At 47.6% G+C, this 25,577-nt stretch carries 20 protein-coding genes and 1 other RNA gene; 16 read left to right on the plus strand and 5 right to left on the minus strand.

The features are described from left to right. Positions 1 to 357: 357 nt before the first annotated feature. Both MHI21_RS00655 and MHI21_RS00660 read right to left on the minus strand, forming a co-directional pair. Positions 358 to 2,097: an ABC transporter ATP-binding protein gene (locus MHI21_RS00655; RefSeq protein WP_341162594.1), complete on the minus strand. Its 1,740-nt coding sequence runs from the start codon at positions 2,095 to 2,097 to the stop codon at positions 358 to 360. Beyond that, positions 2,094 to 3,848: an ABC transporter ATP-binding protein gene (locus MHI21_RS00660; protein WP_342419197.1), complete on the minus strand. Its 1,755-nt coding sequence runs from the start codon at positions 3,846 to 3,848 to the stop codon at positions 2,094 to 2,096. Before MHI21_RS00660 ends, MHI21_RS00655 begins: the two co-directional genes overlap by 4 nt. Before the next feature lie 153 nt (positions 3,849 to 4,001). On the opposite strand from MHI21_RS00660, the gene MHI21_RS00665 reads away from it, so the two are divergent. From MHI21_RS00665 to argS, 3 genes are all read left to right on the plus strand, one after another. Next, positions 4,002 to 4,892: a LysR family transcriptional regulator gene (locus MHI21_RS00665; RefSeq protein ID WP_342420162.1), complete on the plus strand. Its 891-nt coding sequence runs from the start codon at positions 4,002 to 4,004 to the stop codon at positions 4,890 to 4,892. 92 nt (positions 4,893 to 4,984) lie between these two features. Then, on the plus strand, positions 4,985 to 5,419 hold the full coding sequence (locus MHI21_RS00670) for a DUF1934 domain-containing protein (RefSeq protein ID WP_081112515.1): 435 nt from the start codon (positions 4,985 to 4,987) through the stop codon (positions 5,417 to 5,419). 2 nt (positions 5,420 to 5,421) lie between these two features. Further along, positions 5,422 to 7,101 carry an arginine--tRNA ligase gene (gene argS / locus MHI21_RS00675; protein WP_028542578.1) on the plus strand — a complete coding sequence of 560 codons (1,680 nt, stop codon included), beginning with the start codon at positions 5,422 to 5,424 and terminating at the stop codon, positions 7,099 to 7,101. Positions 7,102 to 7,213: 112 nt separating this feature from the next. Here the strand turns inward: argS and MHI21_RS00680 are convergent, their stop codons facing one another. Both MHI21_RS00680 and MHI21_RS00685 read right to left on the minus strand, forming a co-directional pair. Further along, positions 7,214 to 8,074 (minus strand): hypothetical protein, encoded by an 861-nt coding sequence (locus tag MHI21_RS00680; protein ID WP_342419198.1) that lies wholly within the window; start codon positions 8,072 to 8,074, stop codon positions 7,214 to 7,216. 126 nt (positions 8,075 to 8,200) lie between these two features. Then, positions 8,201 to 9,094: a LysR family transcriptional regulator gene (locus MHI21_RS00685; RefSeq protein WP_342419199.1), complete on the minus strand. Its 894-nt coding sequence runs from the start codon at positions 9,092 to 9,094 to the stop codon at positions 8,201 to 8,203. A gap of 201 nt (positions 9,095 to 9,295) precedes the next feature. Here MHI21_RS00685 and MHI21_RS00690 point away from each other — a divergent pair, with 201 nt between their 5' ends. The 4 genes from MHI21_RS00690 to MHI21_RS00705 are packed head-to-tail and all read left to right on the plus strand — an operon-like array spanning position 9,296 to position 14,442. Continuing rightward, positions 9,296 to 10,294: an ABC transporter ATP-binding protein gene (locus MHI21_RS00690; protein ID WP_342419200.1), complete on the plus strand. Its 999-nt coding sequence runs from the start codon at positions 9,296 to 9,298 to the stop codon at positions 10,292 to 10,294. Between the two features lie 20 nt (positions 10,295 to 10,314). Then, entirely contained in the window at positions 10,315 to 11,385 is a 1,071-nt protein-coding gene (locus MHI21_RS00695; protein ID WP_342419201.1) for an ABC transporter substrate-binding protein, read from the plus strand. A gap of 4 nt (positions 11,386 to 11,389) precedes the next feature. After that, entirely contained in the window at positions 11,390 to 13,060 is a 1,671-nt protein-coding gene (locus tag MHI21_RS00700; protein WP_342419202.1) for an iron ABC transporter permease, read from the plus strand. Then, entirely contained in the window at positions 13,057 to 14,442 is a 1,386-nt protein-coding gene (locus tag MHI21_RS00705; RefSeq protein WP_342419203.1) for an MBL fold metallo-hydrolase, read from the plus strand. The genes MHI21_RS00700 and MHI21_RS00705 overlap by 4 nt, the downstream gene beginning before the upstream one ends. A gap of 14 nt (positions 14,443 to 14,456) precedes the next feature. Here the strand turns inward: MHI21_RS00705 and MHI21_RS00710 are convergent, their stop codons facing one another. Beyond that, positions 14,457 to 15,617 (minus strand): S8 family peptidase, encoded by a 1,161-nt coding sequence (locus MHI21_RS00710; RefSeq protein ID WP_165179799.1) that lies wholly within the window; start codon positions 15,615 to 15,617, stop codon positions 14,457 to 14,459. A gap of 404 nt (positions 15,618 to 16,021) precedes the next feature. On the opposite strand from MHI21_RS00710, the gene rpoE reads away from it, so the two are divergent. The 9 genes from rpoE to ffs all read left to right on the plus strand — a co-directional run bounded on the left by rpoE (position 16,022) and on the right by ffs (position 25,440). After that, positions 16,022 to 16,573 (plus strand): DNA-directed RNA polymerase subunit delta, encoded by a 552-nt coding sequence (gene rpoE, locus MHI21_RS00715; RefSeq protein ID WP_342419204.1) that lies wholly within the window; start codon positions 16,022 to 16,024, stop codon positions 16,571 to 16,573. Between the two features lie 402 nt (positions 16,574 to 16,975). Continuing rightward, positions 16,976 to 18,577: a CTP synthase gene (locus MHI21_RS00720; RefSeq protein WP_342419205.1), complete on the plus strand. Its 1,602-nt coding sequence runs from the start codon at positions 16,976 to 16,978 to the stop codon at positions 18,575 to 18,577. A 213-nt stretch (positions 18,578 to 18,790) separates the two neighbouring features. Then, positions 18,791 to 19,159: a response regulator gene (locus MHI21_RS00725; RefSeq protein WP_013308218.1), complete on the plus strand. Its 369-nt coding sequence runs from the start codon at positions 18,791 to 18,793 to the stop codon at positions 19,157 to 19,159. 246 nt (positions 19,160 to 19,405) lie between these two features. After that, entirely contained in the window at positions 19,406 to 20,260 is an 855-nt protein-coding gene (gene fba / locus MHI21_RS00730; RefSeq protein ID WP_013308219.1) for a class II fructose-1,6-bisphosphate aldolase, read from the plus strand. A 227-nt stretch (positions 20,261 to 20,487) separates the two neighbouring features. Then, the gene (locus tag MHI21_RS00735; protein ID WP_250267150.1) at positions 20,488 to 21,741 is read left to right on the plus strand and encodes a UDP-N-acetylglucosamine 1-carboxyvinyltransferase; all 1,254 of its coding nucleotides are present in this window, start codon (positions 20,488 to 20,490) and stop codon (positions 21,739 to 21,741) included. A 259-nt stretch (positions 21,742 to 22,000) separates the two neighbouring features. Next, positions 22,001 to 23,338 (plus strand): transcription termination factor Rho, encoded by a 1,338-nt coding sequence (gene rho, locus MHI21_RS00740; protein ID WP_069290792.1) that lies wholly within the window; start codon positions 22,001 to 22,003, stop codon positions 23,336 to 23,338. Positions 23,339 to 23,435: 97 nt separating this feature from the next. Next, positions 23,436 to 24,707, plus strand: a complete 1,272-nt coding sequence (locus MHI21_RS00745) for a radical SAM protein (RefSeq protein WP_165179800.1) — start codon at positions 23,436 to 23,438, stop codon at positions 24,705 to 24,707. A 157-nt stretch (positions 24,708 to 24,864) separates the two neighbouring features. Then, positions 24,865 to 25,062 (plus strand): 50S ribosomal protein L31, encoded by a 198-nt coding sequence (gene rpmE / locus MHI21_RS00750; RefSeq protein WP_165179801.1) that lies wholly within the window; start codon positions 24,865 to 24,867, stop codon positions 25,060 to 25,062. 111 nt (positions 25,063 to 25,173) lie between these two features. After that, positions 25,174 to 25,440: signal recognition particle sRNA large type (ffs, locus tag MHI21_RS00755), an RNA gene on the plus strand. Positions 25,441 to 25,577: the final 137 nt, after the last annotated feature.

Below are 25,577 nucleotides of genomic sequence, written 5' to 3' on the forward strand. Positions count from 1 at the left end.
ACGCTGAAATAAGCATTTGTTCAACTTGATTTCCAAATATTTAGTTGCCACGCCTTGAAACATCTTTCCACATCCTCGGACACCTCCTTATACCCCACTATGTCAGCCATTTAAAAGTACGATCAACACTAAACGAGTACGCAAGCGAACTAATAAGAGGTACTTCAAAAAAAGGAGCCAAACTTATTATGGCTCCTTTTTTCGTTGTTCAGATATTGGGCAGGATAGTGGAATTGATCAGGAGAGGAACGGTCTGTTTCAAAGGCATTTTTTCCTCGTGTGTAGCCCTCAGGTGCTGAATGATACGTTCAGCCAAATCGCGTTTAAATTCACCTGCGACCGTACCCGATACGCCTGCTAGTCCATAGTGAACTGGCTGTTATAGAGCGAGGCATAATGGCCGCCGCTGGCAAGAAGTCCCTCATGGGTACCACTTTCGACGACATCGCCGTTTTTCATGTATAAAATCAAATCCGCTTCGCGGATGGTCGATAGTCTGTGGGCGATCACAAAGCTGGTGCGTCCGGCAATCATTTTCATAAATGCTTTTTGGATACGCGCTTCTGTCAGGGTGTCTATGCTGCTGGTCGCTTCATCCAGGATCAGCATAGGTGGATCGACCAGGATCACCCTCGCGATGGTAAGCAGCTGTTTTTGGCCTTGCGACAGGCTGTCGCCTGACCCGCTGATGACCGTATCGTAGCCATGAGGCAGTCGCTTGATGAAGCTATGCGCATTGGCAGCTGTTGCAGCCGCGATGACTTCTTCATCCGTGGCCTCTGGCTTCCCGTAAGCGATATTGTCCCGAATGGTCCCGCTGAACAGCCATGTATCTTGAAGCACCATACCAAAGTTAGTCCGTAGGCTGTCTCGGCTCATGTCGTTGATATTCACCCCATCGATGGATATCGAGCCGCTGTCCACATCGTAAAATCGCATGAGCAGATTGACGAGTGTGGTTTTGCCAGCTCCGGTCTGCCCGACAATGGCCACACGAGTGCCTGGCTTTACCTCCAAACTAAAGTTCGTAATGAGCGTACGTTCCGGGTTGTAGGAGAATTTGACATGATCAAAAAGAATCGTGCCTTTGCTGCGCTCCAGCTGTACGGCGTTCGATTTTTCCGGCTGCTCTGGCGGTGAGTCCAAAATAGCAAATATGCGCTGAGCAGAAGCCGTAGCTGCCTGGAACTGGGTCAGCACACCCGTAATTTCATTAAAAGGCTTGGCGAACAAATTGGTATAAATCAGAAAGCTCGACAATCCGCCTATCGAGATCCCACCCAAAATAATGGAGATACAGCCAATCATGGCGGTGACTGAAAAGGTCATGTTGTTCACCAATCGGGTAGAGGGGTTGGACAGTGATCCGTAAAACTGCGATTTCACCCCGGCTTGATACAATTGTTCGTTTCTGGCGGAAAATTCCTCAAGTGAGCGGTTTTCATAATGAAAAGCGGTAACTACCCGTTGCCCGCCGATCATTTCTTCCACATAACCGTTCAGGCTTCCTAAAATTTTGGCCTGTTCGCGGAACATACGCTGTGACCTTGTAGTAATGAACCGTGCTACACCGTATGTGATCGGGGCAGATACTAATACGACCAACGTCATGATCGGACTGATATACAGCATGAGTGCAATGGAGCCTATAATCGTAATAATCCCGGTAATCAATGTGGAAAAGCCTTGCAGTAATCCATCCGACACAGCATCCATATCGTTCACAAAACGACTAATGCTGTCTCCTTGTGGATGAGTGTCATGAAAGCTTAACGGAAGGATATTAAAATGATCAAATAACTCCCGCCGCATATCATTTACGGTCTGAAAAGCAATGCGGTTCGTCAAATACGTGAGCAGCCAGCTAAATAGACTGCCTACAACATATACAATGCCTAATCCAGCTAGAATCTGCGCAATACCTTTAAAATCTACTACTCCCTTATCCACCATGTGGTCGATAGCTTGACCAATCATGTAGGGTCCGATCAGACTGGCAAGCACGCTGAGAACCGCACTGACGATGACCCAACATGTTGTTGTTTTATATTGACCCACATAGGTTAACAATCTTCTCCAGGTTTCCTTGCCACTCATTGGTCTACCTCCTGTGTTGAGAGCTGGGAATGATTAATTTCCTGATATACATCTGAGCTGCTCATCAACTGTTCATGTGTGCCGATACCGACAATTCGCCCCTCATCAAACACAATGATTTTATCAGCATGCTGTACGCTGCTTACTCGTTGCGAGACCAACAGGACGGTCATGCTGGTGCTATTTTCCCGTAGCGATTTACGGAGGGCGGCGTCAGTTGCAAAATCAAGTGCGCTTGAGGAGTCATCCAAAATGAGAATTTGCGGATTGCCGACAATAGCTCTGGCAATGGTAAGTCGCTGCTTTTGTCCTCCCGACAGGTTAAGCCCCCCTCGGGTGATCGGAGCATCGAATTTCTCCGGCAAGTTGGAAATGAACTCATCCGCTTGCGCAATCGCTGCGGCTTGAGCGACTTCCTCATCGGTGGCGTGTTCATGCCCCCATCGAATGTTATCCGCTATAGTTCCAGTGAACAGCAGCGCCTTCTGAGGAACAATGCCGATTTTCTGCCGCAATTGCTCAAGCTTATACTGCCGTACGTCAATGCCATCAACTTCTATACGACCCTCTACTGCATCATAGAAGCGGGGAATGAGATTCACAAAGGTGGATTTCCCCGAACCTGTTCCTCCGATGATGCCGACCGTTTCACCGGGATAGATGTTTACCACTACATCGCTAATTTCCAGTTGCCCTGTCGTATTGTATCCAAAGGAAACATGATCAAAAGAGATGGCTGGTACAGCGCCATGCTCACTTGTTCCCTCCCTGTCTATAGATTTAGAAGTAGCAGCAGTGTCGGAAATCGAAGCTTGCGTGTCTAGGACCTCCTGAATACGCGCTGCTGAAGTGGCAGCTTTGGTGAACAAAATAATTAAATTGGTTACCACAATCAGAGCCAGTAAAATTTGCGTAATGTAATTAATAAAGGCAATAATCTCCCCTTGTGTAAGAGATCCATATTGGATATGGATGCCGCCGATCCACAGGATTGCAATAATAGCTCCGTTTACCACCAGCAAGGTGGCAGGGCTTAGCAAAGCAGAAATACGTCCGACACGAATAGCGGTCTGAGTCAGGTCATCTGAAGCAGTGTTGAATTTAACTCGTTCAGCTTCTCTTTTGGCAAATGCGCGTATGACCCGTACGCCTGTAAGATTTTCGCTTAGCACCAGGGCGATTTTATCCAATTTTTTTTGATACCGACGATACAGTGGAGAAGCCTTCGTAATGACTACATACAGAATCAAAGCCAGAATCGGTGTAGCCGCCAACAGCACCAAAGCAAGGCGGAAGTCCAGAATCATGGACATGATAATCGCCCCGATACAAATAAAAGGAGCACGAATGACCAAACGAATCAACATCGCTACAGCTGTTTGCAGCTGATTGACATCATTCGTAATCCGGTTGATGAGCGAGGGTGTACCGAATTTATCGAGATCAGCATAAGAAAACGAAGAAATATGCTTAAACATCGTATTGCGCAGCGTAGTTCCGAATCCTTGAGAGGCACGAGCTGCGTAAAACTGACACACTAATGAACTGCCAAAGCCCAGTATAGTCATGAGTAACATCAAAAGACCCATCTGCCAAACATAGTGGGTGTCTCCTTTACCTACGCCATGATTGATCATTAAAGCGACCATAGTAGGCAGCAATAGTTCCAAGATGGCCTCAATTAGTTTAAACAGAGGCCCAAGAATCGTTTCCTTTTTATAGGGTTTCAAAAAAACAGCAAATTTCAGCAAATAAACCATCACCTAACCTGAATAATGTATCTAGCCTCATGCCGCAATAGCATAACTGAATTTGATTATGGCATATCCGAAACCATATGAATAATATTTAATATATATTAGAGGTATAGGTTTTACATATATCAGTACCGGAGGTCCAAAATGATGGAATTGAGACATCTCAAGTATTTTTTGGCGATCGCAGAGGCCGGACAGATTACAGCGGCAGCCAAAAAGCTGCAAATCGCGCAGCCTCCCTTAAGTCAGCAGCTCATGCAGCTAGAGGAAGAGCTTGGCGTAAAGCTCGTGCATCGAGGCTCACGAAGCATCCAATTGACGGAGGCCGGCATCATTTTACAGAACAGGGCCAAGCAGATATTGGAGCTGACAGATGCCACGACAAGAGAGATAAACGATTTTGCCATGGGGATGAAGGGTACGCTCACCATTGGAACTGTCTCCTCCTCTGGGGCAACGCTGATGAAAGACAGGCTTTCCGAATTTCATAAAACCTATGCGGGTGTAAAATTTGAAATTCATGAGGGAAATACGTTCATGATTCTCGATCTTTTGAAAAAAGGAATTGTCGAGGTCGGTATCGTCAGAACCCCTTTTAATACTACCGATTTAGGGTGTAGATATGCGTCCACTGAGCCGATGATAGCAGTGATGACAGAAGAATATGACTGGAACCCCGAACAGAAGACCATTTCATTGTCTGAGTTGAAGGACAGGCCACTCATCGTATATCGCCGCTTTGAACAATTGATCCACGATACCTGTATGAAGCATGGCTTTGAGCCGAATTTCTTTTGCAAAAACGACGATGCTCGCACCACGCTTCACTGGGCTAATGAAGGGCTGGGGATCGGTATGATTTCGCGGTCTGCGTTGTCACTCGGAAGCAATAACCAATTAATCGTTAAGGAAATTATGTGTGAGGAATTGCATACGCGTGTGGCGGCTGTCTGGCTGAAGGATAAATACATGTCTTCTCTAGCCTCTCGATTCATCGAAAGTTTTAGCCAAGCCTCCGATGGAGCTGACTTAAGGTAGCTGAATTTTTTGGATGAAAGCATCTTTTTGTAAAAACTCATTTGAATTGCAATCGGGAACTGGATATAGTAGTACAGTAGGATAGCAATAGAATGGAGTTTGAGTACATGCCACATAATGCAAAGGTCCGAATCCGTCTTCATAGTCACCATGACGGAGAAGATGTGGTACAGGAACTTCCCGGAGAAGCGATCGTGCGTGGGAAGCATCTATATATAAGGTACGATGAGCCGCAAGAAAGTCCTGAGGGCGGTACGACACGGAACACAGTCAAAATCGGATCGGATGAGCTAAAGCTGATTCGTCACGGTGAGGTACAATCAGAGCAGTCGTTTGCGCTGGGACGCAGGTTGCCTGGATTTTACCGCTCGCCTTATTTAAACCTGAACATGTCTGCGCATACGCAGAAGCTCGATATTCGGATGGATGGTTTCACCGGACATGTGAGCTGGACCTATGATCTGTACGTATTTGAGGATTTCTCGGGGCATTTTGCCATCAGTTTGCATATACAGGAGGAGCAATAATCATGACAAGCAATCCACTGGAACTTATTAATCAAAAGGTGACTTCAGCAATCGAGGCGGCGGTGCTGGCTACCGGAATCGTGAGCCGCGAAGAGCTGCCGACCATTACGCTGGAGGTGCCAAAGGACAAGTCACACGGTGATTTGGCTACCAACGCTGCGATGCAGCTCACCCGCATTGCGAAGAAGAACCCACGGCAAATCGCTGAAGATTTGATCGCGAATATGGATTTAGCTTCCGCTTCTATTGAAAGTGCGGAAATCGCTGGACCGGGCTTTATTAACTTTCGCCTGAACAAGAGCTACCTGTATGCAGTCATTGGACAAGTGCAGGAGCAGGGGGCAGATTACGGGCGTATACAGGAAGGTGCAGGCAAAAAGGTACAAATCGAGTTTGTCAGCGCCAATCCGACAGGTAGCCTTCACTTAGGTCATGCACGTGGTGCAGCCGTAGGGGATGCTCTCTGCAACGTGCTTGATTTTGCCGGATACAAAGTAACTCGTGAATACTACATTAATGATGCGGGCAACCAGATTTACAACATGAGCCGCTCTATTGAAGCGCGTTATTTGCAGGAGCTGGGACAGCCTGCGGAGATGCCGGAGGATGGTTACCATGGTGAGGATATCATCGGGTTTGCCAAGGAACTGGTGGCCGAAAAGGGCGATTCTCTGTTGTCCATGGAACCGGGAGATCGCGCAGCTTATTTCCGTGACTACGGTCTGGAAAAGGAACTGAACAAGATTAAGCGCGATCTGGAGCTGTTCCGTGTACCTTTTGACTCCTGGTTCAGCGAAACGTCACTGTATGAAAACGGTGAAGTGCTTAAAGCGCTGAATGAGCTGCGTGACCGTGAGGAGATTTACGAGAAGGACGGAGCTACATGGCTGAATACGACCAAGTACGGCGACGATAAAGACCGTGTCTTGATCAAAAATGACGGTACATATACGTACCTGACCCCAGATATCGCTTACCATCGCGATAAATATGCTCGTGGGTATGACACGATCATCAACATCTGGGGAGCGGATCACCACGGCTACATTCCACGGATGAAGGCAGCAATGGAAGCACTGGGCAATGATCCAGATAAGCTTAAAGTGCTGATTGCCCAAATGGTCAGCTTGTTCCAAAACGGGGAAAAAGTAAAAATGTCCAAACGTACCGGCAAGGCCGTGACGATGGAAGATCTGATGGAAGAAGTGGGTGTAGACGCGATCCGTTACTTCTTCACTATGCGCAGCATGGATTCGCACCTGGATTTTGACATGGATTTGGCGATTTCGACCTCCAATGAGAATCCGGTATTCTACGTACAATATGCACACGCACGTGCATGCAGCGTATATCGTCAAGCCGAAGAGCAAGGTATTGCTGTGCTGCCGTTGGCAGAAGTTGACTTGTCCAAGCTGACGGCTGAACATGAATACGATCTGCTCCGCAAAATCGGCGAGCTGCCGGAAGAAGTATCGGTAGCGGCTGCAAACTTTGCACCACACCGTATGATTCGCTATGTCTACGAGCTGGCTTCATTGTTCCACAGCTACTATAAGGCAGAGCGCGTTATCACAGAGGATGCCGCTCAAACGCAGGCACGCTTGGCGTTGTTTGGTGCGGTGCGCACGACCATTGCCAACGTACTGAAGCTGGTGGGCGTGTCTGCACCAGAACGTATGTAAGCAAGCAACTTTAACATCATGACCTTGTAGTCATATTTATTAATAATAAAAGGAACCGTTCGTATCACCCTCAACAGGGTGGCGCTTCGGTTCCTTTTTATGTTGGATTAGCTTAGTAGCGTTCCAGTACCAAATTCGTTTTCAGGGAATCGGCGGGAACCAGCCATCCTTTGGATTGCAGCAGGTTCATCAGCTTGGTGCGGTTGCTGGCGGCAACACTGTAATCCGAGGTTTTGAAGGAGATTTCGATAATATGCTCTGTACCTGATCCGTTTGCGCTGCGAATAGGCCATATTTCAACGTCGGTATCCAATCCCTGAAAGCTACCCTCGTATTTACTGACCTGTACAGGACCGCGTACTCTGGAGTCTGCCAAGGTTTGTTTGCCCCAATTGCTGTTTTTCCAGTTTTGCAGCTTGCCCGGAAGATTATCCTGCAATTGCTTTAATGCTTGATCTGGGGAAGGCAGAGCCAATCCTTTGGAGGCGTTTGTTTTTTTATCATTGGAAAAGCTTAGTGTTTGCTTGCTGTATCCCCAATCCACCTCAGCCTCATAATTATCATCAGATGCGCTGAACCCTTCTTTATTCGCTTGGGTGAGCGCCGCGTCAATATTTCCATTTGTGACCGTATAGCGCTTTTTGTAGGTTAATTCATAATTTTTTTTGTCCTCTTTTTTGCGAAATCTCACGTTCCAGCCCTCGTCATTCAATTGCAATGAATTTGTATCAAAATACTCGACGCTCAATCTTTGTGCATCGTTGCTAATTTGAAACTCGTTCACGAGGCCACTTTTTAATGAGCCATCCGCATTGAGGACCTGAGCCGTATCCAGTAGTAGCTTCACCTCATAGCTTGGTGTGGCATTGGCGGCGGCTTGTACCGGTTCTGCTCCTTTCCATCCTGTTACGAGCAGCACTGCACTTAGAGTTACTACCGACATCAATTTGGTGATACGAAGGCCTGTTTTCATTTCATCCTCTCCTGTTCGTCCGAATAGGTTACACGCTACACTTTACGGGTGTATTGTCAGTCGTATGTCAAAGCAAGAGGGTACTCCGGTTAAAAAATTACATAATTTCTATATGACAGGTAAGATTTAATCTTGGTTCCATGATAAATATTCGGTGAATCTGTGAATGAGCGCCGAGCGATGGCGGTCTTTGTTGCTGACCATATAGATGTACCGCTCAACAGACTGCCCCGGAATAGGTCTTACAACCAGTAAGCCCCGCTCAACCTCTGACTGAACGGCAATGCGAGAGACAAAGGAGATGTGTTCTCCCAGCATAACCGCCTGTTTGATGGCTTCCAATGAATCCAGCTCCAGATAGGAAGGAAGCCGCCGACTCCCACGTTCCAGCCATTTGTCGGTCACATGGCGTGTGCTGGATTCCTTGCCATGTAATACGAAGGAGGAAGAAGCGATCAGCTCGGGCGTCAAATCGGTTTCGTTGGCGAGCGGATGAGTGGGTGAGCAGATGAGCATCAGTTCATCTTCGCCCAAGGGTTCTGAGAGTAGCGTTGGGGATTGAAACGGCTCTGTCGAAATGATGCCGAGGTCAATTTCGTGGCGAGCGAGCATGTCTTTGACCACGGGCGCTGTTTTCACAGACAAGGCGATGTGAATGCCCGGATGCTCACGGGCAAAGCGGTGCAGCACAGCAGGAAGCAAGTAGGTAGCGGGTACATAGCTTGCGCCAATACGTATACTTCCCCGCTGGAGCGTATCGAACTCGCGGACGACTCGCTCAGCTTCAGCAGCCAGTGCATTAATTTTGCTGGCATAGTGCAACAGTGCATTTCCGGCATCCGTCAGGATGATTTTGCCCATACGTGTGTCAAACAGCTTTACTCCGAATTCACGCTCCAGATTTTTCATATGAAAAGTAACGGTGGGTTGCTTCAGGCCAAGAAGCTCGGCGACTGTGGTGATTTTATGGTGCTTATTTAGCAGCTCTACAATATGTAACTTTAGAAGACTTAAGTTCACTTAGAATGCCTCGCTTTCAGGTTAATCGAACAATCACCTTATTTCTATGGGTAGCAGCATCAATCCCCTCTATATAGATTAAATCTATGAGTGTTAACACAATTCATTGAAATAATTAATTTTGTTTTAACTTTCCAATAACACAGGTTGCGAATTCAAGTTTTACACTGGGGTCAGTCAGAAGAACAGGCAGGTAATGCGATGAATCAGGATCTATATATTCACGGATTAAGTAAAACCTTCAGCCAAATAACAGCGCTGCATGAGACGAATCTGGTAGTACGACGGGGCAAATTCACAACACTGCTCGGACCGTCCGGCTGTGGGAAAACAACGCTCTTGCGCTTGATTGCTGGTCTGGAGACACCGGATACCGGCACAATCACGATGGGAGAGGAAATTCTTTTTTCGGCAGAACGCAAAAAGGATATTCCCGCCCATCTCCGCCACTTTGGCATGGTCTTTCAGGATTTCGCGTTGTGGCCGCATATGACGGTGTTTGAAAATGTGGCCTTCGGCCTGCGTGCGGGCAAGCGCGGGAAAGGGTTCGCCAGCGCTCGAGACAAGGAACTGCGGACCGTGGTGCTGGAGGCGCTCGACATGGTCAGATTGTCAGGGATGGAGGATCGGTATCCTCATCAGCTGTCTGGTGGTCAGCAGCAGCGGGTTGCCTTTGCAAGAGCGGTTGCTATCCGGCCTCGACTTGTTTTGTTCGACGAGCCGCTCAGTGCGCTGGATGCGGTGCTACGGGAGGAGATGCGCATTGAGATGCTATCGCTTGTGCGCGATCTGGGGCTGACCGCCCTATATGTCACCCATGATCAGATCGAGGCCATGTCCATGTCTGATGAAGTGGTTGTTATGAAAAGTGGGCATATTTTGCAGACCGGAACACCGGAGGTGATCTACGGTTGCCCAGCTCATCCAGAGGTGGCGAGGTTTATTGGAAAATCCAACTGGCTGGAGCCGGAACGGACACTATTTCGTCCTGAACATGTGCGTTGGGAACAGGAGCAAGCGGATCAGCATGCTTTTACAGTAGAGATTCTGCATGTCAGCTATGTCGGAGATCGTTATGAAATTCGTATACTAGCCGAGAACGGCGAGCAATGGACTGCATATCATTCCATCCGCTTGCCCATAGGTCAGCAAATGCACATTTGGGTATCACCGCAACACATCCACCAACTTGAAGCATAGGGAAAAGGGGTATATATAAGATGATGAATAGGCATGTTTTTCGTACAGGATGGAAAAAAGGGACGATGCTCGCATTAACCTTGACTTTTGGACTCACTGTGGCGGGTTGCGGAACAGCAACGCCATCCAAGGATGGGGCGCCAGCTACTGGATCAGCAGGACAAGCTGAGGCGGCATCCACCGATCAGAAGCTGGTGGTCTACAGCGCAGGCCCGGATGGACTGGCGAAAAAGCTGGTAGCAGGGTATGAGGCGCAGAGCGGAGTTAAGGTAGAGCTGTTCCAGGGAACGACAGGAAAAATTTTGGCCCGTATGGAAGCCGAGAAGACGAATCCGGTAGCGGACGTGGTTGTGCTGGCATCGCTTCCATCTGTACAAGGCCTGAAAAAGGAAGGACTTACGCTGCCTTACCCGGATGCCAAGAACGCAGACAAGCTAAATCCAGACTGGTCCGATAAGGAAGGCAACTACTTCAGTACCAGTGCTTCTGCTCTGGGCATTGCGTATAACACGAAGCTGGTGAAAACACCACCAACTTCATGGGCTGATTTGGCGAAGCCTGAGTACAAGGATCAGGTTAATATTCCCGATCCATCCCTGTCCGGCTCAGCGTTGGATTTTATGACTGGCTATCTGAGCGTCAAGGGCGATGGAGGCTGGACGTTGTTCGAGCAGTACAAGGCTAACGGTGTTGCTATGGCTGGTGCCAATCAGGAAGCGCTGGACCCCGTGATTACCGGAGCTAAAGGTGTAGTCGTCGCTGCGGTCGATTACATGACCTACAAGGCTAAAGCCAAAGGTGAGCCGATTGATATCGTCTATCCGACAGAGGGGACAGTCATCAGCCCACGTCCTGCCGCAATTCTCAAATCAACGCAGCATGAGCAGAATGCGAAGGCATTCATTGACTATCTGTTGTCGGACGAGGCACAGAAACTAGTAGCTGATGCCTCCTTACTCCCGGGCCGCACGGATGTCAAAGCCGACAAGCGTGCCAACCTTGACGAGATTCCATTGCTGAAAACCAATTGGGAGTGGATGGGTGAGCACGGATCAGACGTGACGGAGAAGTTCACGCAAATGTTCAAATAAGCCGATGGGAGGCTTATCCGTTAAAAACATCAGAGCGTGGTGTTTGACGCTGGCTCTAATCGCGCTTCTTTTCCTAATTGTGATGCCGTTGCTGCAAATCTTTATCCAAAGTGTATATGTTGATGAAAAATTTCAATGGGATGCACCTTTTCGAACGTTAGCTGCTTCACCATTTGCGGGAGTGCTGTTCAGCTCGATTTGGCTAGGCATCTGTGTGATTGCAGGAACGACGGTACTTGCACTTCCGCTAGCCTGGATCATGTCCAACACTCGTCTTGCACACTGGCGCTGGTTGGATGTTGTTCTTCTGATTCCGTTTATGACCCCGCCCTATATCGGGTCCATGGGCTGGATTTTGTTTATGCAAAAAAACGGATATCTGGAGCAATTGTTCCCGGACCTGCATTTCTTAACGCCGTCCTTCTTTAGTCTTGGTGGCATGGTGATGATTATGAGTCTGCATCTGTTTCCATTCCTGTATCTGCTGCTGCGCGGGGCGCTGGTGAGGATTGGCGGGAGCCTGGAAGAGGCGGGAGCCGTAATGGGCGGCGGCTTTCTGTACAGGTTCCGTCGAATCATTTTACCGCTGCTGCTTTCAGCTTACGGAATGGGTGCGTTGCTCATTTTCGTTAAAACGATTGCCGAGTTTGGCACCCCCGCTACCTTTGGGCGACGTATCGGGTATGAGGTCATGACTTCGGAAATTCACAAATATATTTCCAGCTGGCCCATTGATTTTGGCAAAGCGACGTCAATGGCTTCGGTGCTGTTAACCGCCTGCCTGCTCATGTGGTATGCGCAATCGGTGATCAACCGAAAGTTTACGTACAGGCTGGTAGGTGGTAAAGGTTCGCGTCCGTCCCGTTTTCGTATATCCGGCTGGACTACGGGGCTGAGTGTTGCATTCATTCTATTGTTGCTCATTGCGTCCATTGGCATTCCTTATTTTTCAATTCTTTCAGCCTCGACGATGAAGCTGAGGGGAATTGGGCTTGCCTGGGATAATTTGACGCTCGACTCTTACAAGGAACTGCTGTCTTGGGGATCAGAGAGCATGGAGGCGCTCCTGAACAGCGTGTTTCTCTCTTTGGGCGCATCGACGCTTGCTGTGGCGCTGGGCACTTGGTTTGCGCTTGTCATTGGCGGCTCACGCACGAGAATCCAACGGACGGTTGATGCATTTAGCTTGCTTCCGAATACGGTGCCGGGAATTGTTATGGTGGTCGGCCTGATTTTATGGTGGAACTCGCCGTGGATGCCGATCCCTTTGTATAACACATACGGCATGGTCATTCTGACGTATGTTATCTTGTTTGTTCCTTATACGGTGCAGTATGTCAAAAGCGCCTTTACGCAGGTGGACACGGGCCTTTTTCAGGCGGGACAGGTATTTGGCGGAAGACCGTCTTACATATTCCGCCGGATTGTGCTGCCGCTGATTGTACCGGGAATGCTCGCTGGTTGGATGATGACATTTACGATTGCTTCACGCGAGCTGGTAGGATCGTTGCTGATTTTGCCGCCATCTGTTCAGACGTCTGCAACCTACATATTTGCACAATTTGAGCAGGGACAGGTGTCACTTGGGATGGCGATGGCCGTCATATCGGTCGGAATGACCACACTGCTGCTGATCTTAATCGAAAGCTTAAACTCGCAAAGAAAGTGGAAATGATCATGACCAAGCTTAGGATTTGGGGAGGAGCGGGCGAACATGGCCGCTCCTGCTATGTTTTTGAAGGAACGCAGCATCGCGTCATGCTGGATTGTGGCGTGAAAAAGGAAGGAACCGGACAATATCCGGTTTTTCCGCCGCAAAATGCGGAGAGACTGACCACTGTATTGCTGTCACATGCACATGAGGATCATTCCATGGCGCTCCCCTTGCTGTACAAGTATGGATACCAGGGGGAGGTCTGGACGACCAAAGCCACCGCTGAGCAGTTAGGCTCCTATTTTCGCTCCTGGCATACTTATGTTGAATCGAGAGGAGCCGACTTGCCATACGACGAACAGGATATCCAATCCATTGCTTATCGCTATCTAGAAGATGAAGCGCCAGCAGGAGAATGGCTTGGGGCTTGTCCGGGTGTGAGAATCATGTGGGGACGCAGTGGACATTTGGCTGGTGCAGTGTGGTATGTGGTAGAAATGGAAGGGAAGCGGTTGTTTTTTTCTGGAGATTACAGCCGCGAATCTGAGCTTCTTGCTGCCGATGCGCCAGACTTGGGTGTTGGGGAGGGGCTGCATGACCTACCTGAATGGAAGTCAGAGCCCAATCTAGCGGACATATCCATTATGGACAATGCCTATGGCATGGATATAGACCCGCAGCCTGTTAAGCTGGAGCGGCTGAGGGTCGAGATGGAGCGGATATTATGGTCTGGAGGTCATGTGTTATTGCCGGTGCCTGCCTTTGGCAGAGGACAGGACATGATCGTATGGGCTAGCGAGCAATTCCCTGAACAGGCAATGATTGTAGAGCATGACATATGGCAGGGATTGAAACAGTTAAACCGCTGGAAAGAATGGCTGCGTCCAGAAGCCCCGGCGCGAATAAAACATGTGCTAAACAGTGACAGGGTCTTCGTGCCTCGTGATGCTGCGGAACGAGTGAGTCTGCTGGAGCAGAACCCAACGGCTATTATCATAACAAGAGACGGCATGATGGATTCCCCACAGGCGCGTTGGTACTATCAGTATCTTTCGGATAACCGCAACATGGGGGAGGGTGAAGATAGCGGAGAAAGCATTAGCAACAGTGTTATATTGACCGGACATGCTCCACAGGGTTCTTTTGGCAAACATCTGTTGGAACGTGCGGATGAAAATAACAGCTGTGTAGCTCGGCATTTGATTTATAAGGTGCATCAGGGATTATCAGATGTGCGGCAAATGCTGAAGGAGCTGCCTAGCAAACAGGTTGTACTCGTTCATGCGCCGAAGCTGCAGACCGACCTGGTACGAGATGAGTTGATAAGAGAAGGAAATAGTGGATGTGAAGGTCCTGCCAGAAAAGTTCACTCTCTGGAGCCGGGCGCTACACTAGAGGTTTAGCATCACAATTTCATTCACTTTGTGCCCTCCTGCATCAATCGGAAGGCATCGACTTCTCCAAGTTTGGTCGAGATAGAGCTCCGTCCGGCGCTTTTACGCAGACGGAGCGGTGTGGCGGTACGCTTAAGCAACGCCTTGATTTCTCCAGGCCCCAGTTCCGGCCTCAGTGAAAGGAGAAGTGCGATGCTTCCGGTCACATGGGAAGTAGCCATAGAGGTACCGCTCATTTCGTGATGCTTGCCATGGATCCAGGAGGATGTGATCTTTTCGCCAGGTGCGTACACGTCTACAAATTGCCCCCGGTTGCTGAAAGGCGCGATGCGTCTATATTTGTCGGTAGCCCCCACTGAAATCGTCTGAGAATAGCGGGCTGGATAGTCAATACTTCGGCGCTTGCCCTCATTTCCCGAGGACGCTACAATCACAATGCCGTTATGATATGCTTTATTCACCATATCAAGTAGTGCCTTGCTGCGCGACTTCATACCAAAGCTCATATTGATGATATCGACACGATTTAATACACACCAGTCGATACCAAGGATGATATCGGAGACGTAGGCGGCTCCATTATGATCAAATGCTTTTACGGGATGAATTAAAGCCCGTGGTGCTACGCCGACCATACCTTCGTCATAGTTGGACGCCGCGATAGTTCCAGCAATATGAGTACCATGGCCGTTATCGTCATAGGGTAGCATGGTTCGGTTAAGCAAATTAATACCTCTGGCGAGAGAATGACGAAGATCAGGATGTTGAAAATCCGCTCCTGTGTCGATCACACCGATTCTGACCCGATTCCCTGTCGAGGAAGGCCAAGCCTTGTATGCACGTACCTGTTTGACTCCCCATGGCATGGAAAGGTTCTTTTCTGCTTTTGGTATATGAGCAGTTTCAGCGTGGACCTTCATGCGGGTATCTTCTTCAACGGTGACACCGTTGTGATATTTGCCCAGCCTGTCTCCCCCTGAAAGCGGAGCGATTAAAGCACGGATTAGTCGGGCCGGTTGTACTTGCCGTAATCCCGCAAGCTCGGGTTTCAGCTTCCTGAGATAGGACAGGCATTCCCGGTATTGGTGAGGCTTATCGAACGTGATGATCTGTTTGTTCCGTCCACTGCCGGACGGCTCCGAAATACCCTCATGCAAACGCTGCAAAAAATCCGGATAGTCCATTTGAGACGGTCCCCCTCCGATGAGCCATGCTGAGGTATTGTATGAGCAAGCGTCAACTGCGGCATGGGAAACCTGCCCCTTTTTTATGGAAATAGGCCTGCTTGTCGTGTCAAAGTGGCTGTGGACACATACGATACATGGAGGGCATAAGCTCTTGTGCAACAACTTTGGGGGGTTCTCCCGGAGCGGGTACAGTCGAAGACGGGGGGGACCCCGTCTTTTTATATATGCCGTCTTGTTTAGAGGGATATTCCTGGAAATTATGACGATGCCCATCTTTAACTTGCAATTTGCTTCCAAATAGGTTTTACTTAGTTTTGATAATGGATATGTTAGTATTGCATGTATCGTGTATGCTCTGAAACATGTTCTTGTGAATTACGTGTGAGAGGAAGTGTCCCTAGGTGAGTACCCCACTCAACTTGAAGATTGACCCGGAGAAAGTCCACGAGACTCCAATGGTGGATTTGGCATTTATGGTATTGAAAGCAGCCAATACTCCGTATTATTACCGTGACCTGATGAAGGAAGTCGCCAAATTGCGTGGCTTTTCCGACGAAGAAATTAATGACGTTATTGCTCAGCTATATACTGAAATCAACATTGACGGGCGTTTTGCCTGTGTCGGTACGAATCTGTGGGGCTTGAAACGTTGGTATCCGGTAGATAAATCCGAAGATGCCCTGACAGGCGCCAAGCGTCCTCGTATTATTAACGACGAAGACGATGACGATGAAGATGACTATCATGAGGAAGAAGAAACATACAACTCTGATGACGACTTCGATGCAGATAGCGAAGACGAGGATGGCGAAGATGAGCTGTTCGACGGAGAAGATGATGATGATGATAGTGATGAAGACGTGGTTATAGACGATGAAGACCTCAGTGATGAGGAAGATTCAGAAGATGAAAATGATGATGAGTCGACGGAAGACGACGATTCGCTTCGTTAGGAACAGGCTGCAAGGGGAGATGCGTTCTCCCCTTTTTCATGACCGTTTTCTTGAAAACCCCTTCTGATTTAAAGCTTTCAGGTGGATTCTCTCCAATCTGGTTCAATGGACAAATTAACACGGATAACTTCCTTGACAGCGGATTGGACACGGGGTAAACTATTGCTTGGGCTTATGATTGATTCACTTATATGTTTGCTTTTTGTATAAAAGTGCCCCGTACTACGGGAGTGCTTTTTTGTTTTTTATAGGGGTGTTTTCACTCATGAAAGAGGGCTAAGGGCGGCGGACATGGAAAATGATTCCGCTGCCTTCTTCATGGATGATAATCCGTGCAAACGGGTTACGATAACATCATAATGTCGCCTGAATTTTGCATCTTATCTAGGAGGGTTTTGAACAGTGACAAAGTATATTTTTGTGACAGGCGGGGTTGTGTCTTCCTTGGGCAAAGGGATTACGGCAGCTTCACTGGGGAGGCTTTTGAAGAACAGGGGACTGAAGGTAACGATTCAAAAATTTGATCCTTACCTGAATGTCGATCCGGGTACGATGAGTCCTTACCAGCACGGTGAAGTGTTTGTAACGGATGATGGTGCGGAAACGGACCTTGACTTGGGACACTATGAGCGCTTTATTGATATTAATCTGTCCAAGAACAGCAATGTCACAACAGGCAAGGTATATTCCAGCGTAATCAGCAAAGAGCGTCGCGGAGAATATTTGGGCGGTACGGTGCAGGTTATCCCTCATATTACGAACGAAATCAAGGAACGCGTGTACCGTGCAGGCCGTGAAGCAGGTTCGGACGTAATTATTACAGAAATCGGCGGTACTGTGGGCGATATTGAAAGCTTGCCATTTTTGGAAGCTATTCGTCAGCTCAAAAGCGAAGTTGGACGCGAGAATGTGATGTACATTCACGTAACACTCATTCCTTATATTAAAGCTGCTGGTGAGGTTAAAACCAAACCAACTCAGCACAGTGTAAAAGAACTGCGCAGTATCGGTATCCAACCGAATGTCATTGTTTGCCGTACAGAGCATGAACTGTCCTCCGATATGAAGGCTAAAATTGCATTGTTCTGCGATATTGATGCGAATGCAGTGGTAGAATGCCGCGATGCTTCAACCCTCTACGAGGTTCCGTTGAACCTGCGTGAAGAAGGCTTGGACGAAATCGTAGTTAACCACCTCAAGCTGACAACACCTGCACCAGATATGGCCGAATGGGAAGGGTTAGTTGATCGAATCAGCAAGCTGGATAAAACGGTTGAGATTGCCATTGTTGGTAAATATGTTGCGTTACATGATGCGTACTTAAGTGTGGTTGAATCGCTTTCTCACGCTGGATTTGATGCGAATGCAGACGTGAAAATCCGTTGGGTGAACGCTGAAGAAGTGACGGACGAGAACGTAGCTGACATGCTGGGCGGCATTGGCGGCATTCTCGTACCGGGTGGCTTCGGCGATCGCGGAATTGAAGGCAAAATTAGTACCATTCGTTATGCACGGGAGCAAAAAATTCCGTTCTTCGGCATTTGTCTGGGTATGCAGGTATCTGTCATTGAGGTTGCCCGTTCTCTGGCTGGTCTCGAAGGAGCCAACAGCTCGGAAATTAACCCGGCTACTGATTATCCTGTCATCGATTTGCTTCCTGACCAAAAAGACATCGAAGATTTGGGCGGTACGATGCGTCTTGGCTTGTATCCATGCAAACTGGTGGAAGGTTCCCTGGCTTCGGCTTGCTACAACGACGAGCTGGTGTACGAAAGACACCGTCATCGGTACGAATTCAATAACGAATATCGTGAAGTTATTGAAAAAGCGGGTCTTCGTATTTCCGGTACTTCACCGGATGGACGCTTGGTGGAAATTGTGGAGCTCCCTGAGCATCCGTGGTTCCTGGCGGTACAATTCCATCCAGAATTTACTTCCCGTCCGAATCGTCCACAGCCTTTGTTCCGTGAATTTGTAAAGGCAGCATTGCAGCTTCAAGGTTAATGCTATGGCTTGTAAGACCTCCTCAGGGAGGTCTTTTTTTATCCCATGCTTCCTGATTATGAAAGAATATTCCACAATTATGTATAAGAGCAGGATTTTCTTTTTGCAGGAGCGAATATAGTTTTAGGTATGGGACGGATATTGTACGTCATCGGACGCTGTTATGGCAATAGCTGCATGATCCTCGTTTTAAGATCTTAGGAGGTTAAAACATTGGAAAAGAAGAAAGTATTAATCGTCGATGACCAGAATGGAATACGGATTTTACTGATGGAAGTGTTCGGAAGTGAGGGTTATGAGACCTTTCAGGCGGCGAACGGGAAAATTGCACTTGAAATTGTTGAGAAGGAACCACCTGATCTGGTTCTGCTCGATATGAAAATTCCAGGTATGGACGGACTCGAAATTCTGAAGCATCTAAAAACCATGAATCCTGATATCAAGGTTATTATGATGACAGCATATGGAGAACTGGACATGATTAAAGAGGCGACGGAGCTAGGTGCGCTAATGCATTTTACCAAGCCCTTTGATATTGACGAAATGCGGATCGCTGTGAACAAGCAACTCAGAGGTGATTAGGTGAGTCACTATGGTTGAGAACTCTGTTAACACAACAGGGTTTTTTGTTTGTGATTATGGGAAATACTGAAAGTAAATCCTCTCCTTATACAATTCTATGGAAAAACGGCGTCCTAACGTGATTTTTGTATGTGTTGATATGCAAAAGCTTGTTTAGTATTTAACATGGGTTGTGGTATAATAAGCCCGTATGTGATGTCGGCTAAAATATAGACAAACCCAAACACCTTTAGGAGGACTGTAACCATGCCATTGGTATCTATGAAAGACATGTTGAACAAAGCACTCGAAGGAAAATATGCAGTAGGTCAATACAACATTAATAACCTGGAGTGGACTCAAGCTATTTTGGGCGCTGCTGAAGAAGAAAAATCCCCAGTAATCTTGGGCGTTTCTGAAGGCGCAGCACGTCACATGGGCGGATTCTACACTGTTGTTAAAATGGTAGAAGGTCTTATTCATGACATGAAAATCACCGTTCCAGTTGCGATCCATTTGGACCACGGTTCCAGCTTTGAAAAATGTAAAGAAGCTATCGACGCTGGTTTCACATCCGTTATGATTGACGATTCCCACAGCCCGATCGACACAAACATTGCTACAACGAAAAAAGTGGTTGAATATGCTCATTCCAAAGGCGTTTCTGTTGAAGCTGAAGTTGGAATGGTTGGCGGTCAAGAGGATGATGTTGTCGGCGACGTAATGTATGCTAAGCTGGACGACTGTCTGCGTATCGTTAATGAAACAGGTATCGATACACTGGCACCTGCACTGGGTTCCGTACACGGACCTTACAAAGGCGAGCCAAACCTCGGATTTAAAGAAATGGAAGAGATCTGCAATGCAATCAAACTTCCACTCGTTCTGCACGGTGGTACTGGTATCCCAACACATGACATTAAAAAAGCAATCTCTCTGGGAACTTCCAAAATCAATGTAAACACTGAGAACCAAATCGTATTTGCGAAAGTAGTTCGTGAAGTGCTTGCTGAGAAACCGGATGCTTATGACCCACGTACATTCATCGCTCCAGGTCGTGAAGCGATTAAACAAACCGTTATCGGTAAAATTCGTGAGTTCGGTTCCAACAACAAAGCGTAATAATGAATCAAACTGGTCGTGCGTCTGCACAGGCTAGATGTATTTCTTAGTTGTAGCTGTAGTTCTGCTGCACAAAATATTTAAATCTGTACAGTTGAATAGTTTGGTATGGAAAGCACACCGCTTAGCCGGTGTCTTTCCATTTTCACCACTAAAAAAGTTAAAAGTTTATGATTTGAGATTATTGTTTGACCGACTGCAAAACACGTAGGGGGACCCTCAAGCTTATGGAAAAATTGATGATCACCGGTGGACGGCCGCTTCAAGGTACAGTTTCCATCAGCGGTGCCAAAAACAGTGCCATCGCCTTGATTCCCGCAGCCATTCTGGCAGAGTCGGAAGTCATTTTGGACAATTTGCCACTGTTGAGTGATGTGGCGGTGTATTCCGAAATACTGGAGGAACTTGGTGCAACGGTTACCTGGGAAGGTAGCCAGATGAAAATAGATCCATCCTCCATTAAATCCATTCCTATGCCGAATGGGCCTGTTAAGAAATTACGAGCCTCTTATTATATGATGGGAGCCATGCTGGGCAGATTCAAGGAAGCGATCATCGGTTTGCCAGGAGGGTGCAATTTCGAACCCCGGCCCATTGATCAGCATATCAAAGGTTTCGAAGCGCTGGGTGCCACGGTAACGAACGAGCACGGCGCTATTCATTTGCACGCCAAAGAACTGCGCGGAACTAAGATTTATTTGGATGTTAGCAGCGTAGGCGCTACCATTAATATTATGCTGGCGGCTGCACGTGCCAAAGGCGCCACAATTATCGAAAATGCGGCTAAAGAGCCTGAGATTATAGATGTAGCAACTCTTTTAAACTCGATGGGGGCTATTATTAAAGGTGCCGGTACGGAAACGATTCGAATTGAAGGTGTGTCGGAGCTGCATGGCTGCCGTCATTCCATCATACCTGACCGTATACAAGCGGGCACATATATGATTGCTGCTGCGGCAACCCGTGGAAATGTACTGATTGACAATGTAATCCCCAAACATATGGAGGCTCTCACTGCAAAAATGCAGGAAATGGGCATCGGCATCGAGGAATATGATGAAAGTATTCGCGTACTGGGTACACCTTCCTATGAACATGTCGACGTTAAAGCCTTGATATACCCCGGATTCGCTACAGATTTACAATCTCCCATGACCAGCTTGCTTACGCAAGCGCAGGGTGTCAGTGTATTGAGCGATTTTGTGTACAGCAATCGTTTTAAGCATGTCCCTGAGCTGGTGCGTATGGGGGCTAAAATTCGCGTAGAGGGTCGGTCTGCCATTATAGAGGGTGGTCAACTGAATGCAGCTAAAGTAAAAGCGGCAGATCTGCGCGCCGGAGCGGCCCTTGTCATTGCTGGACTTACAGTAAGCGAAGGTGTAACTGAGGTGACGGGTGTCGAGTACATTGACCGTGGTTATGATCACCTTGTTTCCAACCTGCGTCTTTTAGGTGCGGATGTATGGCGGCAGACTGAATAATTAAACCATGCCATTTTTTCGAACTCCTGGAACGAAAGCAATAGAACGGGCAACACCTATGCAGCCGCTGCTTGATACAAGATTGTGGTTCATACCTAACAATCTTTTATCGGAAAACCGGAATAATTCGGTATAATTCAGGCAGATGGCTGCATAACTTTATTTGTTTTGGTTAAAATTATGTTAATGGTGTTTATGATATCATTGTCTATCATTTAGATGTATGAATGGACTTAATAATTGAATAGGTGGTTATTATATGGATCTGCAAATTTCCGATCTGGAAGAAATGAAGCTGACCGACCTGTACAAGCTGGCCAAGCAATACCAGATCCCGTACTACGGAACGCTCAAAAAGAAAGAATTAATATTCGCGATCCTGCGCGCACAAGCTGAGAAGAGCGGATTGATGTTTATGCAGGGGGTTCTGGAAATCCTTCCCGAAGGTTACGGCTTTCTGAGGCCGATCAATTATCTCCCAAGTACCGAAGATATTTACATCTCTGCTTCACAAATCCGCAAGTTTGACTTGAGAACAGGCGATCTTGTTTCCGGTAAATGCCGAACGCCAAAAGAGAATGAACGATATTTTGGATTGCTTCAAGTTAACGCCGTCAATGGAAGAAGTCCTGAGCAAGCTGCCGAGCGGCTACATTTTCCTGCACTGACTCCACTGTATCCGCAAACCAAATTAGTCCTTGAAACTTCCCCCAACCATTTGTCTACGAGAATTATGGATGTACTGGCCCCTGTCGGACTTGGACAGCGCGGACTCATTGTAGCACCTCCCAAAGCTGGGAAGACGCTTCTCCTCAAAGAAATTGCCAATAGCATTTCTACTAACAATCCCGAGATCGAGCTTTTTGTCTTGTTGATTGATGAACGCCCCGAAGAAGTGACCGACATGCAGCGTTCTGTTAAAGGTGAAGTTGTGGCCTCTACATTTGACGAACTTCCTGAAAATCACATTAAAGTGGCAGAACTCGTGTTGGAGCGTGCGCTGCGTCTCGTAGAACATAAAAAGGATGTTGTCATCCTGTTGGATAGCATCACACGTTTGGCTCGTGCGTACAATCTCGTTATCCCTCCTTCTGGTCGTACTTTGAGTGGGGGTATTGATCCGGCGGCATTTCACCGTCCAAAGCGCTTTTTTGGTGCGGCTCGGAATGTGGAGGAAGGCGGTAGCTTGACGATTCTTGCTACAGCGCTGATTGATACGGGATCACGCATGGACGATATCATTTATGAAGAGTTTAAAGGTACAGGCAACATGGAGTTGCATTTGGACCGCAAGCTGGCAGAACGTCGTATCTTTCCTGCGATTGATATTCGTCGTTCCGGCACACGCCGTGAGGAAGTGTTGTTGAACAAGGAAGAATTGGATACCATCTGGGCCATTCGTAAAAACATGACGGAAAGCCATGATTTTGTGGAAGGCTTCCTCAAAAAGCTGCGTAATAGCAAAACTAATGCTGAGTTTTTGGCTTCGTTTGATTTGACGGCACCTTCTTCCAGTAGCTCGCAAAGCAGTTCTGGTGGGCAACAACGGAGAACTGCGCGTTCTACCACAGCGTCAGTCCCGGCCACAACCAACTAAAACCCATTCATTGTATTTTATCTGTTCCGTAAGTACACAGTCGTTACCATTCATTTTGTTAATGGCGTAGGCTTAACGGAGCGAAAGGAGCTCCATAATGTATTTGGTGTATGCCGACGAAAAAGGCAATGTATATGATCATGCTTCTTTGTATGGGCTTGCCCGTAGTGCAGACATGATTGTTGAAATCATGGAGGATGAGCTTATTCCGTTACCGGAAGGAGCTACATTGGTAAGCCTGCCCAGCACTCGCCCGGTCGGTATGAACCCTGAAACAGGGGAAATGGTTTCTCTTCCCGGAGATATGCAAGCAGTAGGGGCTTTATTGCCGCAAGGGTTTACGCGCTTGTGCCTACCGGGATATGTGAAGACCGATAAGGAGTACAAACTTCCCTTGTTCGGTTATTCGGCTGTAGTCTGGAAAGACGGGGCATTTTATGTAACGGCAGAGCAGAGTGACAGTCCATCCAAGTGGAATCCGGAAAACTGTGACCGTCATCAAGTTAAACTGGGTGTTCAGCGGATGACGGAGCAATATCCCGAAAATAGGCTGTACCAACATTTGTCTAACTGTGCGCTGGGCTACGAATGTCTTACTTCCTCGAACACATTCCTGAATCGCTGGGAAGGGGGAGTTCCGGTATCCTATTCGTGTAATGCGGGTTGCTTTGGCTGTATATCTGAACAGCCGGATGACAGTGGCTTTGTATCTCCGCAGACAAGAATGAACTTCCGTCCCCGTGTCGAAGAAATTGTAGAAGTTATGCTGGAACATTTGAAGACACCGGAGTCCATTATCAGTTTTGGCCAGGGTTGCGAAGGTGAGCCTTCCACACAAGCCAAACTGATTATTGATTCGATCAAAGAGGTGCGCTCCATTACCGATATGGGATACATCAATATTAATACGAATGCGGGATTGAGCGATCATATCCGGGGAATCGTGGATGCGGGTCTTGATCTGATGCGCGTTAGTACCATTAGTGCACTGGACGATCACTACAATGCGTATTACAAGCCGCGCGGCTACACGTTGGCTAATGTGGAAAAATCACTTCGTTATGCTTCTGAGCAGGGAGTATATACGTCGATTAACTATTTGATTTTTCCGGGTGTAACAGACCGAGAGGAAGAAATTGAGGCAATGATTGAATTTGCCAAACGTACTAAGCTCAAGCTGATTCAAATGCGTAACTTGAATATCGATCCTGAAAGCTATCTGGAGTTGATTCCGCCTGCTCAAGGTGAGATTCTTGGCATGAAGCAAATGCTTGAGATTTATCGTGAGGAACTGCCTGATGTAGTCATCGGTTCTTACACTCATGTACCGCCACAAGGGCTGGCACGTCCCAAATTTGCCAGGGCCTAAAATGATCAATAGCAACTTGAAACTCACCTATTTTACGCCATCATTGAATGCGGAAAAGAGTTGTTGAAACGCTCATATTCAAGTGCTATAATGTGAACATGTGTTCATACAACTCTGGACTGATAGGACGTTCAGGGCGGAAAGAGGTGAAAGTTCAATGCAACAAGCTATTCAACCAAAATTTAACGTAACTACTGTCACTTGTGCTTGCGGAAATTCGTTTGAAACGGGTTCTGTGAAAGGATCTCTGCGTGTAGAGATTTGTTCCGCCTGCCACCCATTCTTCACAGGCAAGCAGAAATTTATTGATGCTGGTGGACGTGTGGATCGTTTCAAAAAGAAATACGGTATCTAATGGATTACCGCAGGTTATAAAGTTATTAGAGCCCTCTGCAACTTGCAGAGGGCTCTTTTTGTAATAATGTGTATTTGCTTTTTATGCGGCCTTAAGATATACTTATTTTCACCGTGCTAGATGGGGAGGTAGCGGTGCCCTGTAACTCGCAATCCGCTATAGCGAGGTTGAATTCCTGTTAGAGGTGTTGTTGATGTGAGGCTGGTCCCTGCGCATAATGTTGACGGCTGGGTCCTCCGCAATGAGTACTTGTGAACCTGGTCAGGTCCGGAAGGAAGCAGCCATAAGCAAGCCCACTCTTGTGCCGGAGGGTTGCCTAGCCCGAGTTGTTGTTCAGGATTGCCGCTCGGATCACAACGATCAATAACGGGTGCACGGTATATATTAGTAATTAGAACATCTTGGCAATCATTGCGAAGATGTTTTTTTGCGTTTTATAAATTGGAAGGTGTCTGGTTTAGATTCGGACGGGAGTATAGTATAATGAAGTGACCATGAATGGTCATGAAAGTGAA

Origin of the sequence: Paenibacillus sp. FSL H8-0168, assembly GCF_038592955.1 — a bacterium.
Taxonomy (GTDB): domain Bacteria; phylum Bacillota; class Bacilli; order Paenibacillales; family Paenibacillaceae; genus Paenibacillus; species Paenibacillus polymyxa_B.

What these genes read in the sequence shown, in the direction of transcription:
- MHI21_RS00655 (WP_341162594.1), bottom strand. Translation starts at nt 2,097, where the DNA reads ATGAGTGGCAAGGAAACCTGGAGAAGATTGTTAACCTATGTGGGTCAA.
- MHI21_RS00665 (WP_342420162.1), top strand. Translation starts at nt 4,002, where the DNA reads ATGGAATTGAGACATCTCAAGTATTTTTTGGCGATCGCAGAGGCCGGA.
- MHI21_RS00670 (WP_081112515.1), top strand. Translation starts at nt 4,985, where the DNA reads ATGGAGTTTGAGTACATGCCACATAATGCAAAGGTCCGAATCCGTCTT.
- argS (WP_028542578.1), top strand. Translation starts at nt 5,422, where the DNA reads ATGACAAGCAATCCACTGGAACTTATTAATCAAAAGGTGACTTCAGCA.
- MHI21_RS00680 (WP_342419198.1), bottom strand. Translation starts at nt 8,074, where the DNA reads ATGAAAACAGGCCTTCGTATCACCAAATTGATGTCGGTAGTAACTCTA.
- MHI21_RS00690 (WP_342419200.1), top strand. Translation starts at nt 9,296, where the DNA reads ATGAATCAGGATCTATATATTCACGGATTAAGTAAAACCTTCAGCCAA.
- MHI21_RS00695 (WP_342419201.1), top strand. Translation starts at nt 10,315, where the DNA reads ATGATGAATAGGCATGTTTTTCGTACAGGATGGAAAAAAGGGACGATG.
- MHI21_RS00700 (WP_342419202.1), top strand. Translation starts at nt 11,390, where the DNA reads ATGGGAGGCTTATCCGTTAAAAACATCAGAGCGTGGTGTTTGACGCTG.
- MHI21_RS00705 (WP_342419203.1), top strand. Translation starts at nt 13,057, where the DNA reads ATGATCATGACCAAGCTTAGGATTTGGGGAGGAGCGGGCGAACATGGC.
- MHI21_RS00710 (WP_165179799.1), bottom strand. Translation starts at nt 15,617, where the DNA reads ATGGACTATCCGGATTTTTTGCAGCGTTTGCATGAGGGTATTTCGGAG.
- fba (WP_013308219.1), top strand. Translation starts at nt 19,406, where the DNA reads ATGCCATTGGTATCTATGAAAGACATGTTGAACAAAGCACTCGAAGGA.
- MHI21_RS00735 (WP_250267150.1), top strand. Translation starts at nt 20,488, where the DNA reads ATGGAAAAATTGATGATCACCGGTGGACGGCCGCTTCAAGGTACAGTT.
- rho (WP_069290792.1), top strand. Translation starts at nt 22,001, where the DNA reads ATGGATCTGCAAATTTCCGATCTGGAAGAAATGAAGCTGACCGACCTG.
- MHI21_RS00745 (WP_165179800.1), top strand. Translation starts at nt 23,436, where the DNA reads ATGTATTTGGTGTATGCCGACGAAAAAGGCAATGTATATGATCATGCT.
- rpmE (WP_165179801.1), top strand. Translation starts at nt 24,865, where the DNA reads ATGCAACAAGCTATTCAACCAAAATTTAACGTAACTACTGTCACTTGT.